Origin of the sequence: Limnohabitans planktonicus II-D5, assembly GCF_001270065.2 — a bacterium.
GTDB lineage: Bacteria > Pseudomonadota > Gammaproteobacteria > Burkholderiales > Burkholderiaceae_C > Limnohabitans_A > Limnohabitans_A planktonicus.
The window spans coordinates 30,776-48,155 of sequence record NZ_LFYT02000023.1 but is presented as its reverse complement, the minus strand read 5'-3'; the positions used below and the strand labels follow the sequence as shown (position 1 = coordinate 48,155).

The 17,380-nt window shown below is 56.0% G+C and carries 15 protein-coding genes and 1 pseudogene; 15 read left to right on the top strand and 1 reads right to left on the bottom strand.

Annotated elements, in window-relative coordinates:
- Position 1 precedes the first annotated feature (1 nt).
- On the top strand, positions 2-853 hold the full coding sequence (locus H663_RS41375; RefSeq protein ID WP_133240044.1) for a hypothetical protein: 852 nt from the start codon (positions 2-4) through the stop codon (positions 851-853).
- A 1-nt stretch (position 854) separates the two neighbouring features.
- Positions 855-1,523 carry a class I SAM-dependent methyltransferase gene (locus H663_RS35670; protein ID WP_083451303.1) on the top strand — a complete coding sequence of 223 codons (669 nt, stop codon included), beginning with the start codon at positions 855-857 and terminating at the stop codon, positions 1,521-1,523.
- A gap of 103 nt (positions 1,524-1,626) precedes the next feature.
- Here the strand turns inward: H663_RS35670 and H663_RS35665 are convergent.
- Positions 1,627-1,734: pseudogene (locus tag H663_RS35665) on the bottom strand (IS5/IS1182 family transposase); the annotation flags it as partial.
- 50 nt (positions 1,735-1,784) lie between these two features.
- Between H663_RS35665 and cysD the strand changes: the two are divergent.
- The 13 genes from cysD to H663_RS35600 all read left to right on the top strand — a co-directional run bounded on the left by cysD (position 1,785) and on the right by H663_RS35600 (position 17,379).
- Positions 1,785-2,669, top strand: coding sequence for a sulfate adenylyltransferase subunit CysD (gene cysD / locus H663_RS35660; protein ID WP_053176906.1), 885 nt, complete (start codon positions 1,785-1,787; stop codon positions 2,667-2,669).
- Positions 2,669-4,558, top strand: a complete 1,890-nt coding sequence (cysN, locus tag H663_RS35655) for a sulfate adenylyltransferase subunit CysN (RefSeq protein WP_053175586.1) — start codon at positions 2,669-2,671, stop codon at positions 4,556-4,558. Before cysD ends, cysN begins: the two co-directional genes overlap by 1 nt.
- An 89-nt stretch (positions 4,559-4,647) precedes the next feature.
- On the top strand, positions 4,648-5,298 hold the full coding sequence (locus tag H663_RS35650) for a hypothetical protein (protein ID WP_053175589.1): 651 nt from the start codon (positions 4,648-4,650) through the stop codon (positions 5,296-5,298).
- Positions 5,299-5,447: 149 nt separating this feature from the next.
- Positions 5,448-6,713, top strand: a complete 1,266-nt coding sequence (locus H663_RS35645) for a hypothetical protein (RefSeq protein WP_053175594.1) — start codon at positions 5,448-5,450, stop codon at positions 6,711-6,713.
- Positions 6,710-8,866 carry a GSCFA domain-containing protein gene (locus H663_RS35640; RefSeq protein ID WP_053175596.1) on the top strand — a complete coding sequence of 719 codons (2,157 nt, stop codon included), beginning with the start codon at positions 6,710-6,712 and terminating at the stop codon, positions 8,864-8,866. Before H663_RS35645 ends, H663_RS35640 begins: the two co-directional genes overlap by 4 nt.
- 89 nt (positions 8,867-8,955) lie before the next feature.
- Positions 8,956-9,636: a DUF4214 domain-containing protein gene (locus H663_RS35635; RefSeq protein ID WP_165803933.1), complete on the top strand. Its 681-nt coding sequence runs from the start codon at positions 8,956-8,958 to the stop codon at positions 9,634-9,636.
- A 62-nt stretch (positions 9,637-9,698) separates the two neighbouring features.
- Positions 9,699-10,868, top strand: a complete 1,170-nt coding sequence (locus H663_RS35630) for a polysaccharide biosynthesis/export family protein (protein ID WP_053175602.1) — start codon at positions 9,699-9,701, stop codon at positions 10,866-10,868.
- Between the two features lie 12 nt (positions 10,869-10,880).
- The gene (locus tag H663_RS35625) at positions 10,881-12,044 is read left to right on the top strand and encodes a glycosyltransferase family 4 protein (protein ID WP_053175605.1); all 1,164 of its coding nucleotides are present in this window, start codon (positions 10,881-10,883) and stop codon (positions 12,042-12,044) included.
- Positions 12,045-12,146: 102 nt separating this feature from the next.
- Positions 12,147-13,211 (top strand): capsular polysaccharide export protein, LipB/KpsS family, encoded by a 1,065-nt coding sequence (locus H663_RS35620; RefSeq protein WP_240620546.1) that lies wholly within the window; start codon positions 12,147-12,149, stop codon positions 13,209-13,211.
- 19 nt (positions 13,212-13,230) lie between these two features.
- Entirely contained in the window at positions 13,231-14,484 is a 1,254-nt protein-coding gene (locus H663_RS35615) for a glycosyltransferase (RefSeq protein WP_053175608.1), read from the top strand.
- Positions 14,481-15,644 carry a hypothetical protein gene (locus H663_RS35610; RefSeq protein WP_053175611.1) on the top strand — a complete coding sequence of 388 codons (1,164 nt, stop codon included), beginning with the start codon at positions 14,481-14,483 and terminating at the stop codon, positions 15,642-15,644. The genes H663_RS35615 and H663_RS35610 overlap by 4 nt, the downstream gene beginning before the upstream one ends.
- Positions 15,641-17,038: a cytochrome P450 gene (locus tag H663_RS35605; protein WP_053175614.1), complete on the top strand. Its 1,398-nt coding sequence runs from the start codon at positions 15,641-15,643 to the stop codon at positions 17,036-17,038. Before H663_RS35610 ends, H663_RS35605 begins: the two co-directional genes overlap by 4 nt.
- A complete protein-coding gene (locus H663_RS35600) occupies positions 17,035-17,379 on the top strand; it encodes a hypothetical protein (protein ID WP_053175617.1) in 345 nt (114 codons plus the stop codon). The genes H663_RS35605 and H663_RS35600 overlap by 4 nt, the downstream gene beginning before the upstream one ends.
- The last annotated feature ends 1 nt before the right edge of the window (position 17,380 follow it).

The window sequence follows — 17,380 nt, the reverse complement described above, 5'->3', positions numbered from 1 at the left end:
TATGAATATAATATTAACTGGAATTGCCAGGTCTGGAACAACACTCACATGTTCAATTTTAAATCAACTACCTCAATGTGTAGCTTTGCATGAACCCATGAATCCTGGCGAATTAGTTAAAGAGGATTTTCCAGTGCAGTATATAAATAAAATAAATAATTTTTTTGAAAAACAGCGTCAAAGTCTTCTTCGAGACGGGACTGCCATCAGCAAAGCACGCAATGGTAAAGTACCTGATAATCCCTTCGGTAGTTCCTTATCCTTTAATGAATTGAGGTCTTCGATTGTAAAAAATGAGTTAGTTAGTTTTGAAAAAAAATTGAATTCAAATTTTAGACTTGTAATTAAGCATCCCAATTTCTTTACTGCCACATTAAAAACACTTCTAATCTATTATTCATGTTTTGCAATCGTACGTAACCCATTGTCAGTGTTGCTATCATGGCATACCATTCAAGCACCAGTGAATAATGGATATTTACCTTTTGCTGAGGCTTTTGATTCAGATTTAAAAACCAAACTCACTGAGGAGAAAAATCGTATTACTCGACAATTAATAATATTGAGATGGTATTTTTCAATTTATCGGGAATTATTGCCTAGACATCATGTTGTAACTTATGAAGATATTATCTCAAGTGGTGGACGTGCCATTGCTGTGATTGACCCAGATGCTGCATTCCTTTGTCAATCATTTGAAAGTCGTAATTTAAACCACCTTTATGATCCAAGTCTTGTCAATTATTTGGCAGATCTGTTGATAAGAGATCCCTCGATTTACAATGGGTTTTATCGAGTAGAGGAAATTGAAGATTTGCGCCAAAAATTTGTGATGAAGAAGCGAGGTACATAATTTGAATAACAGACACTCTTTGGTTGGTCCTTCCGATTTGTGGGAGGAAAAGAGAAATTTTCAAATTAAATTTTTGATTAATGCAGGACTTAAATCACACCATAGATTGCTTGATTTTGGCTGTGGGACACTGAGGGGGGGTCTGCCTTTGATCGAATATCTTGATTCGGGAAATTATTTTGGCCTTGATGTTCGGACTGAGACTTTGCGAGAGGCATCCTCTGAACTGATAGAGTCTGGTCTTGATTGGAAGAAACCAACAATCATTCATTGTCATGATCTTTCATCGCTATATTTTCCAAAACGTTTCGATTATATTTGGGCATTTTCTGTCTTGATACACCTTTCTGACAGTGTGTTGGATCAAGTGCTGGAATTTTTAAGTAAAAACATTGCTGTTGATGGTAAGTTTTATGCAAATGTAAATTATGGTGATAATCTAGATGGAGTGTGGCGCAATTTTCCATTCGTTTTTCGTTCGCCGATTTTCTATCAACAAATTTTTTTACGTCATCAGCTGAATGTAAAAGACTTGGGCGCATTGCATGAACATGGGCATGTAGCAAGACCTCGTCCTGAATCTGAGTTGAATTCACAACGCATGCTTGTAGGTAAACTTAATGATGGTCTGAATAACTCATCATCTGTTGTAGATGGCCTGACTGTTTGAAGCAGTTATTTTTAAAATAAAACCGCAGCCACAACGCCGTAATTGACATGATTTCCTGGGCTTTTCTGTCATTTCAGAACCTTAGCCTCGTTTTCAGGCGCACTCAGCCCTGCATTTGCATCAATTTACCGCGCATCATCCACAGGTTTGACAAAGCAAACAAGGTCGTCAGCTGTGACGTGTTTTTCTTCAAGCTTCGGTAGCGAACTTTCGCAAGTGTTTGAGTCTTTAATTGAGAGCGGCTCACTGCACCAACAAACCATGAATCAACTCGAATCCGAATCCATAGAAATCATCCGCGAGGTCGTGGCCACCGCCCGCAACCCGGTGATGATGTACTCCATCGGCAAAGACAGCACGGTCATGCTGCACTTGGCCCGCAAGGCTTTTTATCCGGCTCCGCCGCCGTTTCCGCTGCTGCATGTGGACACACGATGGAAGTTCAAGGACATGTATGCCCACCGCTCCCGCATGGTGGCCGAAAGCGGCATGCGCCTGATCATCCACACCAATCCAGATGGCCTCGCGGCCGGGGTTGGGCCATTCACCCATGGCAGCAGCTACCATACCGATGTGATGAAGACCCAGGGGCTCAAGCAGGCGCTGGATGCACATGGGTTTGATGTGGTGTTTGGCGGTGCTCGACGCGACGAAGAAAAGTCCCGAGCCAAAGAGCGGGTGTTCAGCTTTCGCGCCCCGGGTCACCGCTGGGACCCAAAAGCACAGCGGCCCGAGTTGTGGAACCTCTACAACACGCGCATTGCGCCTGACGAGAGCATTCGCGTGTTCCCCATCAGCAACTGGACCGAGCTGGACATTTGGCATTACATCCACGCAGAAAACATCCCTATCGTGCCGCTGTACCTGGCAGCTGATCGGCCTGTGGTGGAGCGCGGGGGCCAGTTGATCATGGTGGACGATGACCGATTTCCGTTTGCCCCCGGCGAGCAGGCACAAATGCGGCGGGTGCGCTTTCGCACCCTGGGCTGCTGGCCATTGACGGCAGCCATCGAGAGCGACGCCTCCACCCTGGAGGCGGTGATTGCCGAAACCTTCAACGCTCGCAGTTCAGAGCGGCAAGGTCGCCTGATTGATTCAGATGTGCCCGGTTCGATGGAAAAGAAAAAGCAGGAAGGGTATTTCTGATGGCTGATTTGCATGCAAAAAACATTGCCGATTTTTTGGCAAGCCAAAGCAACAAATCCACCCTGAGGTTCATCACGTGCGGCAGTGTGGACGATGGCAAGAGCACACTCATCGGGCGCTTGCTGTTTGAAAGCAAGGCCATTTTTGACGACCAGTTGGTCTGCTTGGAGACGGAGTCACGACAGTACGGTACGCAAGGTGAAAAAATAGATCTGGCGCTGCTGCTGGATGGTCTGCAGTCGGAGAGGGAGCAGGGCATCACCATTGATGTGGCGTACCGATTTTTTGCCACCGACAAGCGTCGCTTCATCGTGGCGGACACACCCGGGCATGAGCAGTACACCCGCAACATGGCCACAGGTGCATCAACTGCCGATGTGGCGGTGATTCTGATCGATGCGCGTAAGGGTGTGCTCACGCAAACACGCAGGCACAGCCGCATTGTTGCCATGATGGGCATTCGGCATGTGGTGCTGGCCGTCAACAAAATGGACTTGGTGGGTTTCAGTCAGGACACATTTACTACCATCGTGGCCGACTATCAGGCCTTTGCGCGTGACTTGGGCTTTGAGTCTGTACGGGCCATGCCGTTGTCGGGTCTTGGGGGGGAGAACGTGCTTCAACTCAGCCCGCAGATGCCTTGGTATGCAGGCCCAAGTCTGATGGCTTATCTGGACACGGTGGATGTGTCGCGCTCGTCGCAGCGGCAGGCGTTTCGCATGCCTGTGCAGTGGGTCAACCGTCCGAATTTGGACTTCAGGGGCTTTTGTGGCACTTTGGCCGAGGGCCGCATTCAAGCTGGGGATGCCATACGGGTATTGCCTTCGGGTGTTCAGACCCGCGTCAAGCAGGTGTGGTGTGGTTTTGATGAGGCAACGCAAGCCGAAGCGGGTGATGCGGTCACGCTGACGCTGGTGGACGAGGTCGACGCAAGCCGTGGCGATCTGCTGGTGGCGGTTGACCAACCCGTCGAGGTGGCCGAGCAGTTTGAAGCGCGCCTGTTGTGGATGCATGAACATGCGATGACACTTGGCCGGCAATATTGGCTGAAACTGGCCAGCAAAGAGGTGACCGCCACAGTGACCGACATCAAGTATCGGGTTGACGTGAACACGGGTGCCCAATTGGCGGCCAAGTCTCTGGGGCTCAATGAAATCGCTTGCGTGAACTTGTCGACCAGTGCGCCCCTGGTGTTCGAACCCTATGGGATCAACCGCGTCTTGGGCAGCTTCATCCTGATTGACAAACTCAGCTTTGAGACCGTTGGGGCGGGCATCTTGGACTTTGCCTTGCGCAGAGCCAGCAACATCCACTGGCAGGCATTGGAGGTCAACAAGCAAGCCCGAGCAGCACAAAAGATGCAGCGCCCGCAGTGCATCTGGATGACGGGTCTGTCGGGTTCAGGTAAGTCGACGATTGCCAACTTGCTTGAAAAACGCTTGCACGCACAGGGTATGCACACCTATTTGCTGGATGGAGACAACGTACGACACGGCCTGAACAGGGACTTGGGCTTTACTGAGGCAGACCGTGTGGAAAACATCCGACGTGTGGCCGAGGTGGCGCGTTTGATGGTGGATGCGGGCCTGGTGGTGCTGGTGAGCTTTATTTCTCCGTTCAAGTCAGAACGCGCTATGGCCCGCAGTTTGTTTGAGCCTGAAGAATTCACCGAGGTTTTTGTAGACACGCCGCTGGCGGAGTGCGAAATGCGCGACGTGAAAGGCCTGTATGCCAAGGCCCGCCGGGGCGAGCTGAAAAACTTCACGGGTATCGACAGCCCCTATGAAGCACCCGACACCCCCGAAGTGCACTTGCTCACCCAGGATCGCACGGCAGAAGCTTGTGTGGATGAGTTGATGCGGGGGATTAAGGTCGCCGTGGAACGATAGTTTTTTGTAGGAGCCCACCCCTGTGGGCGAATTACGCTTACGTCTATGGCGTGCCATCTCCAACCGTTGAGCTCTTGCTGTAACAAAAAATGATCATGAAGCTCAAAAATATCTCACAGTGGCTCGTTGCATTGTTGCTGGGGCCCATTTTTTCGGTGAAGGCCGCCCAACCGGGCGATGCCAGACTTTTTGATGCTGTAACGGTCTATGGCGGCCAAGGTGTGGACCACAATCTGCGTCAGATTCCTGAAGCGATCCTCAGCAACAACTTAGACGGGGACAAAAGCTATTTTGTAGGGGTCGGGCTGGCCAAGACTGGCCCGAAGCTGGGGGGCAGTGTTGACAGGCTCCAGGGCACGTCCATGGCCGAGCTCATTCAGGGCTTCGAGTTGCTGATGCTCAAGCACCATGGGCTGCAGAACAACGCCGAGCTAGGGGCCGCCTATCTGCTCAGGACACCCGATCTTCAGATGGGGCCTTTGGGCGTGAACTTGGCGGCGGGCACAGGTCTGTCCTACGCGTTAGGAAATCCGACTTATGAAGACGGCCCCAGGGACGATTTGGAGCGACGTTACCGGTTGCAGCTTTTGCTTTTGTTCGAGTTGGAGTGGAAGTTGCGCAACGTGGATAGGCTGACCCTGGCAACCCGGATTCATCACCGAAGTGGTGTCTTTGGCCTGATTGCGCCGCCTCATGTGGGCTCCAATTTTTTGACCGTCGGCTTGAGGTATCGATTTTGAGTCTGGCGCTTGCCTCTTTGGCTGGGTCACAAACCGTCTGATGAAAATATTTGCAGTAGTTTGTCTGCGCTTTGAACTGGGCCTGGAAATTCTCGGTGAGTCGCCTTTGTTTGCAACTGCCGGGGTCTGATGCTGCCTTGAGAAAAAATATGTTTTTATTTGAACGAACAGTCACTACAGATGATGTCATCTGGTGTTATCGACACCTGCTCGGGCGAGAGCCGGAGAGCTCGAAGGTTATCCAAGAAACTGTGCGGCTGCGAAGTTTTCGGGCGGTCGTCAAGCAGATTGTTTTCTCGGCTGAGTTCCAGGAGCTGGTGGCGAGCGAGCCGAGCTTGACACAAGACGACGTGGATTGGTGTTATCGCAATCTGTTGCTGCGTTCGCCCGAGGGCGCGTCGGTCGTTGCCGACAAGATGCGTCACCAAAATTTTCGGAATCTTGTGGCGGATATCGCTGCTTCAGAAGAATTTCTTACCGGCCGTAAACTATCCGATGAATTGGATAAGTTGGCTTTTCAGCTTGTCAATGGTCGAGGTCCGGAAGCGGGTGAGTTTTTAGGGGGCTACTCGGCTATCCGTATTCTCAGGGTCTTGCGCAAGCGACTGGACAATGGGGCCCTGATGACGGATCAGCCGAACTTGCATGCCGAGATTGGCTCTACCAAGTTAGAGTTGGCCGAGACACAGCATAAGCTCCTGATCTTTCAGACCTGCGATCACGAGCGGTATGTCCCTATCCTTCAGGCGACTTCGCAGACAGTACTTGAGTATGTTCGCCGCTGGCATTGCGATTACGAGACCTTCATCGGAATCAAAAAAGGCGCGCACCCTTGGCATGCGAGCTTTAACCGCATACACAAGTTTGGTGAACTGATGCGTTCAGGTTTTCGCGGTTGGGTTGTCTATCTGGATGCCGATGCCTATTTCGCCTCTTTTGATTTTGATTTGGCAGGATGGCTTGATCGAAAGCGAAATTTCGCGTTGATTGCAGCTCGCGCAGATGTAAAGTCGGGGCATTACTGGAACATCAATAATGGTGTGTTCTTTTTGAACCTTGGCCATCCTGTCGGTCGGGAAATCATCAGTCAGTGGGCCGACTATTACCACGCCTTATACGACGAACAAGACTATGTAAATGCACCGCGATGGGATATGGTCGTCAATGATCAGACATCACTGCACTCGATACTTAAAAATCCGATATACGAACCGTATGTGTTGACTGAAGGCATCCATGAGATCATCAACTCGGGGGGGGCAAAGGTCATTCGGCAGATACTGAGAGAGGATCACACCAGCAATGATGACCTTAATTTTGATCGACGTGTTGAGAGAATCCGCGCTTCGGTTCAAGAAGTTTTGAGTGTTGTTGGTAATCCGTATGACGAGAGCATTCGACAGAAAACTTTATGAAAGCATTTTGGGCTCAGTGGCTTGCCCGCTCGGGGCGCAGCAGCTTGGATGTTGAAAGATTAGGCGGCGCGCTCACTGCCGGTCGGTCTTCGTTTGGGCTGCAGTCACTCGTTGAACCGCAGGCATGCATTGCTGGGGGCTCGCGTATCGTGTTTGTCGGCAATTGCCAAGTCAGCATGTTGGCGTCTTTGTGCAATGCCATGCAAAAAGAGGTTGAAGCCATCTGTTGGGAGCTGACACCGAAGTTTTTTGCGTTGCTTGAGAAGTCCCGCTTTGACGATGCTAACTGGGCGGGCGTGCGGCGCATTTGGGCTCATCCCAATGAGCGCTGGACGGCCTGGTTGCAAAAGCAACCTGAGCACTTTCAGGCCAGGGTGCGTCCGCTGCCGACCATCGACACTCTGGGCTTTCACCCTGACTGTGCCTATGTTCATGTGCAGGGCAAGGCGGTGGACAGCCCGATTGGGGCGTACCACTCGGCACTGGTGCTTTGGGGGTTCTTGCAGGGGCTGTCGAAGAAGGCCACGCGCGAGCTGTTCAATGCGCAGGTGTTCAGGCATTTGGGCTATTTTGAGCTACAGGCCGTGGGTATCGACCACCTTGTTCATAAAGGCCGCCAGTGCGGCATGCCCATGCACCGATGGCTGGCGCAATGGCAGGAGTCAGGGGTTTGGATGCACACCATCAACCATCCCAAGCCCCATGTGTTGGCGGATGTGGCCTTGCATTGCCTGCATCAGCTGGGTCTGCAGGGTGCACCCGAGGCGCGGGATGTGGTGTTGGACGAGCTGGCCTTGTCGCCATGCTGGCCGGTGTACCCCGCCGTGGCTCAGGCGCTGGGCTTGCGTACAGAGGGAGGTTATGGGTTCAAAGGACGGCATTCCTTGCGCCTGCATGCTAAACCTGCGCATTTCGTAGGGCTTGATGTTTTCATCGACGCCTCCTACGCGCTGTATGCCCGGTATGCCCCTGGCGATTTGCGCTGCGATCGCCTGGATGCACAAGCTTTTGCGCAATTGCCAGCCTTGCTGGCTCGGGTTCCCGAGCCTGTCAGCCGTTCCGCACCGGCCAGAGGCAACCCCTACAACGGTTTGCCCGATCACCAGTTTTGGCGGCGCTCGGTCGGGCAGGTGGCCGCCTGCGATCTGGACCCGGTGTTGGGTGCACCTTTCAGAATTTCGCCCGCGGACAAAGTAGCCACGGCCGGCAGTTGTTTTGCGCAACACATCGCTCGCACCTTGGTAGCGCATGGCTTTCATTACCTGGTGACCGAGCGGGCGGATGATTTGCCGCCCGAAACGCAGCAGGCTCGCCAGTTTGGGGTGTTTTCAGCACGCTTTGGCAATGTGTACACGGCCCGTCAACTCAGGCAGTTGCTTGAAATGGCTTTGGGCGAAGCGCCCAGTCCCCCAGGCTTGGTGTGGCCGCGTGAAGATGGGCGCTGGGTGGATGGTTTGCGCCCCTACATCGAGCCCGATGGTTTTGACGACGAGGCCCAGGCGCTGGCTTCGCGCCAGCAGATGTTGGCTTGCACCAGCGACATGTTTCAGGGCTGTGATGTGTTGGTGTTCACGCTGGGACTGACCGAGGCCTGGCACCGGACGGCCGATGGCGTGGTGTTGCCGTTGGCTCCTGGCGTTGCGTCATGGTTTGCTCCGATGGATGAGTTTGCATTTGTCAATTTCAGCCATGAGCAGGTGCTGGCCGACATGCGTGCGTTTTTGTGGCTGCTCAAGTCAGTCAACCCCAAGGTGCGGGTGGTGCTGACCGTGTCGCCCGTGCCGCTGGTGGCAACTTACGAGCAGCGCAGTGTGATGGCTTCTACCGCCTATAGCAAGGCCGTGTTGCGCACGGTGGCGCAAGAGCTTGTGAATGAGTTTGCGTGTGTGGCTTACTTTGCTTCTTACGAGGTGATCACCGCGGCCCCCAACGCGGGCAAGTACTTTGCGGCCGATTGGCGCAATGTGACCCCTGAGGGGGTGGCCCATGTGATGGGCTTGTTCATGAAGCACTTTGCCAGCGGTGGTGGCGACAGTCACCATACGCAGGATGTGCAAGCCTTTGGACTGCACCAAACCGATCTGGACATGGCGACGCGGTCTGTGGGTGCAGTGATCTGCGATGAACAGAGATTAGATGCCGATCTGGCTTGAGGCCTGTGTTTGCCCAAGGTAGGGCTTAGCAGGGCCTTGGCGATTTGAAATAGGAAGGATGCAGGGATATGAATCAAATAAATCAACCCATGGATGTATTGCAGGCCATGGAGCCCGGTATGTTGGCACTCGATGATGAGGCTTTTGTGCGGCAGGCGTACTTGCGCCTGCTGGGGAGAGGGGCTGATGTCGAGGGCCTGAACGGTTATGTGCAGCAGTTGCACCAAGGTGTAAGCCGTTTTGAGGCTTACCAGGCGTTGGCTTCCAGCGATGAAGCTCGGCGTTACGAATCGCGCAGACAGCAGATACGGCGCAGTGTGGTCGTGTCAATGCCCTCGCTGCGCAGCCGCACCGAACTGATGCCTTCGCCAACTTGGTGGCCTGCTCCTACGGTTGTGTCTTGGGATGGCCCGGCACCGCAAGTCACGAACGTCAATGACTTGCTTGGTTTGGATGGTGTGGACTTTATCAAGGCGGCTTATGTGAGCTTGTTGGGCAGGGCGGTGGATGCAGAGGGCGGGGCCAATTATTTGAAACGTCTACGCGATGGCTGGTCGCGCATGAGCATTGTGAAGGGTCTGTTTACGTCGGATGAGGGCAAGGCCCATGGCAATGCATTGCCCGGTTTGGCCAAGGCGCTGCAGCGTTACAACAAGGCCCAACGCCGTTCGTGGGGTGGCTGGTACCACCGCAGTGTGTTGGGGGTGGAGTCAGACTTGCCGATGGAGCGTCATTTGCGTGCAACGCATTTGGCTCTGCGCCAAGTTTAAGAGAGCGTCAGATGAATCTCTCTCAATCCAATTGCCTGCGAACGCTGAATGTAAATGACCCCATGAGATTCTTGCGCCGCTATGTGGGGTGGCTGTTGTTGCCTTTGGCCGGCTGCGGCACATACCCCGATTCATTGCCTTCAGCAGGCCCGAGTTTGGAGCTCATTCAAAAGAATGCCCAAGAGTCCCAAATTCCAGGGATTCAGCTGCTCGAGGTGACCGCGCCACTGGCGCGGAGTTTGGCCAGTGACGCACGCCTTGCCCCATCGTTTGCACAGCATTGGGGCCAAGCCAAGCAGCCTAGCTTTGTGTTGGGCCCAGGTGATGTGCTGGAAGTGTCGATTTGGGAGGCCCCACCGGCCAGCTTGTTTGGCGCTTCGGCCATGGACCTGCGCAGCGGTGCGGCAACGGCCAGGGTAAGTGTGTTGCCCGGGCAGATGGTGGCAGCCGATGGCACCATCGACGTGCCTTTTGCAGGCACCATCAATGCGGCAGGTCAGTCAACAAGCGATGTGCAAAACGCCATTGCCCAGCGCCTGAAGGGCAAGGCCAATCAGCCCCAGGTGGTGGTGCGCATGCTGCAAAACGCCACCAGCAATGTGACGGTGGTAGGCGAGGTCAGCAACAGTGTGCGCATGCCACTAACGGCCAAAGGCGAGAGGTTGCTTGATGCATTGGCCGCTGCAGGTGGCGTGCGCCAGCCGGTAGGCAAAATGAGTTTGCAGATCACCCGGGGAGAGCAGGTGCGCAGCTTGCCACTGGAGCGGGTGATTGCCAGCCCGGCAGAGAACGTGTTTTTGCAGCCGGGCGATGTGGTGACGGCGTTTCACCAGCCTTTTAATTTAACGGTGTTAGGGGCTACTGGCGTCAACCGCGAGTTGGATTTTGAGGTGCAGGGCATTTCCTTGGCGCAGGCCTTGGGCCGGGCCGGGGGGCTGCAAGACCAGCGGGCCGATGCACGAGGGATTTTTATTTTCAGGTTTGAGGACCCTGCGCTCTTGCCCGATGTGAAGCCCGATACGCCCCGCACGGCACAAGGCAAGGTGCCTGTGGTGTTTCGGCTTGATTTGAAGGATCCCGCGAGTTTTTTTGCTGCGCAAGACTTTCCCATGCGCCACAAAGATGTGGTGTACGTGTCCAATGCGCCAGCGGCCGAGTTGCAGAAGTTCCTGAACATTGTGGGTTCGGTGGCCGGGCCGGTGTTGACCTTGCGGGCGGTGGTCAATCCTTGATGGGCCGAGCGAGTGCTGATTGACATCAGTCGCCTACTGGGCCGCGCCGGGCAAGGTCGTCTGCCCACAGGGGTGGACCGGGTGATTCTGGCTTATGTGGCGCGTTGGGGCAGCCAGGCGCAGGCGGTGCTGCAAAAGGGCACTTGGCGGCGGCTGGTGCCGCAGGCCGAGTCACAGGCTTTATTCGCTTTGGTGCAGAACCCACCCGCTGATTTTTCGTGGCAACTCGGGAGCTTGATTGCGCGTGCCTGTGTGCCGCCTTGGCCTTCGCAAGATGCAACAGGCAAGGTGGCTTTTTATTTGGGTCATTCAGATTGGGATCGCCCAGGTTTGGCGTCATGGCTGCACAGAACGCATCAGAAGCCCGTGTTTTTTGTGCATGACTTAATCCCAATTACGCACCCTGAGTATTGCCGCCCGGGCGAGACGGCGGCTCATGTGCAGCGTATGAGCTTAGCGCTGCAATGCGGAGCAGGGGTGTTGGCCAACTCGCAAGCCACGCTGGACAGCTTGATGGCCTTTTCACGGCATCAGGGTTTGCCCATGCCGCCTGCCACTGTGGCGCTGTTGGCCCCAGCCGCTTTGCCTGGCGCTGAGGCCACGACACGGCCTTTGGAACGGCCTTATTTTGTGGTGCTGGGCACGATTGAGCCCCGCAAAAACCATGTATTGCTGTTGACGCTGTGGCGCGAGTTGGTGACCCGTTGGGGGCCAAATGCCCCCCATCTGGTGGTGATTGGTCAGCGCGGTTGGGAGTGCGAAAACGTGGTCGATCTGCTGGAGCGCTGTGAGGCCTTGCGCGGGTTTGTGCACGAGGTGCCTGATTGCCCGGATGCTGAGTTGTCGCGCTATGTGCGACACGCGCAGGCGCTGCTGTTTCCATCGTTCACCGAAGGCTATGGCTTGCCTTTGTCCGAAGCTTTGCAAGTTGGCACGCCGGTGCTGGCCAGCGCGTTGCCAGTGTTTCGTGAAATTGCAGGCGATGTGCCCGAGTACCTGAGCCCCCTAGACGGCTTGGGTTGGCTGCAGGCCATTGAGGCTTATGCATTGGCCAACAGCCCACGCAGACAAGCACAGTTGCAGCGCATGTCTAGCCTGCAGTTGCCCACATGGGATCAGCACTTTGAGCAGGTGCAACGTTTGTTGGACATTTTGGTCATGGATTCGGACGGATGATGTTGGGCATCCCCCTGTAGGAGCGACGCCCTCGTCGCGAAAAGCCTAGCAGACCACCACCCATCGCCCCGAGGGCGGGGCTCTTTCAAATAAGTTTTTCAATTGCTTGATTCACGCGATATCGACTTGGCCCATGGCCCGGTGATGCCACATGGCACGATTTTCGCCCATGGTTTTTCATGGCGCAAACGGGCTTTGTTGCGGCAATTCACGCAGCGTCCGGACATTGTCTTTGTGCGCCATGCTGCACAGGTGCCTGAGGGGGCGACCTTGTTGCTGTGGGGGGCAGCAGCTGGGCCAGCAGGGCTGGGGGCCGGTGTGAAGGTGGTGCGCCTGGAAGATGGCTTTTTGCGTTCGGTGGGTTTGGGGGCTGATTTGACCCGCCCGTTGTCGTGGGTGATTGATCCTTTGGGCATTTACTTTGATGCACGCCAGCCCAGCGCTTTGGAGGACATGCTGCAAAGCGTGGTTTTCAGTCCGGCCTTGCTGGAGCGGGCAGCGCATTTCAGGCGGCAGGTGGTGGCCTCTGGGCTGAGCAAGTACAACCTGTCCGCTGCACCTTGGTCAAGACCGGATACCCCCAAACCCTTGGTGTTGGTGCTGGGGCAGGTCGAGACCGATGCGTCGATTGCCACGGGCACGCTGGGTATCAAAACCAATATGGCGTTGTTGCAGGCGGTGCGCCAGGCTCGGCCCGATGCCTGGGTGGTGTACAAGCCGCATCCGGATGTGGTTGCCGGCCTGCGCCAAGCGGGGGCACAAGAGGCGCAGGCCATGCTGTGGTGCAACGAAGTGGTGTTGCAGGCGTCGATGTCACAGATGCTGGATGCACTGAACCCGCAAGACGAGGTGCATGTGATGACGTCTTTGACAGGTTTTGAAGCTTTGCTGCGTGGCATCCAGGTGGTGTGCTACGGCCAGCCTTTTTATGCGGGTTGGGGCCTGACGCTTGACCGGCAGCCTCATCCGCGCCGCACCCGTCGGCTTTCGCTCGATGAGTTGGTGGCTGCGGCATTGTTGTTGTACCCGGTGTATGTGAGCCGGGTGTCTGGTCAACGCTGTTTGCCCGAGCAGGCTTTGCAAGAGCTGCTGGCTTGGCGTGGGCAAAGCCCGGGTGGCGTGGTGTGGTGGCGTCGTTGGCTGCGGCCTTTGCTGGCGCGGGCATGAGCTTGGTGATGGGCGTGAAATGGTGAGCACGGTGTGTTTGGTGAGCTTGGGGAGTGCGGGTGATGTGCACCCGATGCTGGCGCTGGGCCAGGCCCTTGGCGAGCGCGGCTACCGCGCTGTCGTGATGACGAATCCTGTCTTTGAGGGCATGGTGCGTGGTGCGGGTTTGGAGTTTGACGCCATTGGCCGCGCGGATGAACACGCCAGCACCGTGGCACACCCCAAGCTGTGGCATCCGGTGGATGGTTTGGGGGTGATGTGGCGCTATTTGCTGCGCCCGGCGCTGGAGCCGACCTTTGACCGGCTGTCTTTGTGGTCTGCCCAAGGGCCTTGTGTGGTGCTGGCCAACCCGCTTGCCATGGGCGCACGGGTGGCCCAAGAAAAGCTGGGCTTGCCGTTGATGAGTGTGTACACCGCTCCCACCTTGCTGCGCTCTGTGCATCCGCCATTGACTCTCGCGCAGTGGTCGGTGCCGCGCTGGATGCCGCACTGGGCCTTACAGGGCGCTTGGCATGCCTTGGACCGATGGAAGTTGCAACCCTTGGTCAAGCCAGCCTTGGAGCGTTTGCGTCAAGCGCAAGGCTTGGCACCCATCAAGGGGTCTGTGTTCGGGCAATGGATGCATTCACCTCAGGTGGGGGTGGCTTTGTTTCCAAAGTGGTTTGCAGCTGCTCCCCCTGATTGGCCGAGGCAGGTGGTGCAGGCCGACTTTGTGCGATACAACGATGGCTACGCACCGCTGCCAGAGAGTTTGCAATTGTTTTTGGCACAGGGTGAGGCGCCTGTCGTTTTCATGCCCGGCACGGCCCGACACCACACCGATGAATTTTTTGCAGAAGCCATGCAAGCTTGTGCGGCCATGGGGTGGCGTGGTGTTTTTCTGGGCCATTTGAGCCAGGCACTGCAGGCGCGTGTGGCTGCGCTTCCAGCCCAGATTTGGGCGGGCGCTTATGTGCCCTTTGCCGATGTGTTGCCGCATGCACGCGCTTTGGTGCACCACGGCGGCATTGGCACCAGTGCGCAGGCCTTGCATGCAGGGGTGCCGCAGTTGGTGGTGCCCTGTGCCTATGACCAATTTGACAATGCTTTGCGTTTGCAAAGCTTGGGTGTGGCCCAGGTCTTGCAAAACCCTGTGCCAGGGATGCTTCAATGGCATTTGCAGTCTTTGCTTGCAGACCCCGGTGTGGTGGATGCGTGTTGGCGCTGGGCCGGGCAGGGAGGTGCCAAGGAGGCGTGCCGTCAGGTCTGTGATGCGGTGGGGCTGTTGGCATGAACACGGTTCAGGTCAAGCGTCGGCATGTGTTTTTTGTGAGTGGTTTTGACCCCAAGGGCGCTGCGCATTACCACCGCCTGTACCGCACGCAGGCGGCGTTGCAAGGCACCGTGACCAACACGGTTTATGAGGTCAGTGATCGTAAGTATGTCGACAACGGCAATGCGGTGTGGACGGTTTGCTCGGGTGACACCGAAACGGTTTACGAGTATGTGCGTTGGGACGACATTGTCCGGGCGCATTGGCCACGGGGTGCTTGGCAGGTACTGATGCGATCCGTGCGTGTTTATGGCCTGTTGCTGGCCATGCCCAAGCTGTTGCGCAAGGTGGGGAGCGTGGCTGGCAGGACCTTGGTGTCGCTGTTTTATCCGGCTGTTTATTGGCTGGGCGTTGCGCTGATGGCCATGGCTGCAGCCGCTTGTTTGGCTTGGTTGGTGGGTCTTTGGATGCCCTCTTTTTCGGGCAGCGCCTGGCTGGCCGCCGGGCTGGCGGTGAGCGCTGTGTTGGCTGCAGGTTGGCAGTTGGAAAAAAGCTTGCACACCTCGTGGCTGTTGCGCATTTTTGGGTTTGCGGATCTGCACGCAAGGGGCCAAGTGCCTGAGCTGTCGCAGCGTTGGGATCGTTTGGCCGAGGGCATCGAACAAGCTCTGCTGAGGCCCGACACAGATGAAGTGCTGCTGGTGGGTTTCAGTGTAGGCAGCATGGGGGCGTTGTCTGCTGCGGCGCGTACAGCGAAGCGCTGCGCCGATGTGCCAAAGGCTTTGTCCAAGTTGTCAGTGCTGACGTTGGGGCATTGCATTCCACTGTTTGCACTCATGCCCAAAGCTCATGTGCTTCGCGACGAGCTGGGGTGTGTTGGGGCCAACCCGCACTTGTTTTGGGTGGATTGCTCTTCGCCGTCTGACTGGGGCAGTTTTGCTTTGGTCGATCCGGTGGCCTTGTGTGTCAAGGGTCAAGCCGTCAACCCCCGCGCCATGACATCGCCCCGTTTTCACACCTTGTTTGATGCTGCCACTTATGCCGTTTTGAAGAAAGACAAGCGCCGCATGCATTTGCAGTATTTGATGGCTGGGCAGTTGCCCGGCAACTATGATTTTTTTTCTTGGACAGCCGGTGCACTGAGCTTGCGCCAGCGCGGTTTGTACCTGGTGGTTTCATGACTCATTTTTGCCCTGTGTACCCCAAACCGCGCAAAACGCGCACGGGCATTTGGAAGTTTTTTTTCAGCGCCAGGCGCTCGTGGCTGGACAGCCTTTATGAGCGCAGTTACCACATGCAGATGGGTGAGGTGCATTTGCCGGGCGTGGATTTGTACATGGTCAATGACCCGGCGGTGGTCAAGCGGGTGTTGCAAGAAGAGTCGGCCGATTTTCCCAAGAGCGCCTTGCTGGGTGACGCTTTGCGCCCTTTGCTGGGCGACAGCGTGTTCACCACCAATGGCGCAACATGGCAACGCCAACGGGACATGATGGGGCCGGCTTTTGCCCAAGCGCGTTTGCAGGTGGCTTTTCCGGTCATGAAGGAAGCCACCGATGCCATGCTCGCGCGATTGGACGGTTTGCCAGATGGGGCCGAGCACGACATCGAGGTGGAGATGACCTTTGTCACCGCCGACATCATTTTCAGGACCATTTTTTCCAAACCGCTAGAGGGCGTGGATGCGCACCGCGTGTTTGATGCGTTTGCACGTTTTCAGGCCTTGGCCCCCAAAATGATGTTGCCCGCCATGTATGGCGTGCGTTGGCTGGTGTGGCCTTGGGACGTGTGGCGCAGCCGCCGAGCTGCCCGCGAAATCCGGGGGCTGCTGGAGGCGCTGATTCGGCCACGTTACGAGGCTCATGTGCGCGATGGCGTGGACCAAGGCGTATCGACCCCGTCCGACATTTTGGCGGCCTTCATGGCTGCGCGTGACCCTGAATCGGGCCAGCCTTTCAGCTTTGACGAGTTGGTGGACCAAGTGGCCATGTTGTTTTTGGCAGGCCATGAAACCTCGGCCAGTGCATTGACTTGGGCCTGTTATTTGTTGGCCGAGGCTACTGAGGTGCAATCGCGTGTGCAGTCTGAAGTCGCTTCCCAACTGCAGGGCCGCTCGGTCGAGCAAAGCGATTTGAAGCCCATGGCCCTGACTTGGAATGTGTTCAGGGAAACCTTGCGGCTGTTTCCGCCGGTGGGTTTCATGGTGCGCGAGTCGGCTCAAACTTGTCCCATGCGGGACAAAACGGTGCCCCAAGGGGCATCGATCTTGATTTCACCTTGGTTGATTCAAAGGCATCGGCAGTGGTGGCAAGAGCCGGATGCATTCAACCCCGATCGATACGACGACGAGGCCACGCGGGCCTCATTGCGTCAGGCCTACCTGCCATTTGGGGCCGGTCCCCGGGTGTGCATTGGTGCAGCCTTTGCGCTGCAAGAGGCTGTGCTGATTTTGTCGAGCCTGGTGGGCCGTTATCGGCTGGCTGCAGTGCCTGGTCATGTGCCACAGCCCGTGGGACGCCTGACCATACGATCGGCGAATGGCGTGCGATTGACACTTCACAGAAGGGCTGTGGCATGAAAGAACGCTTGATGGGGTTTGTGTTGATGTCGGCGGTGGTGCCGATGGCTGTGCTGGGCTATTTGATTTTGGTGGTGGTGGGTTTTTCGGGACCGAACAGCCGCGCACGCGCTGGGGTAAGGGCGCTCGACCATTTTGTCAACGCCTCGGTTTTCAACGGTTATGCGTGGGAGAGTGTGTCTTCGCACGCCTGGCGCGAACGTCACCGGCTGTGGGCGCGGGGTGTGATTTGGATCACGGACCGGTTTCAACAGGACCATTGTCAACGTGCTAACAAGCGTGAGCAACCGGTGGTGGATTTGGTGCTGCAAAAAGGGCTGGAGAGGCCTACCATTTTTTGAA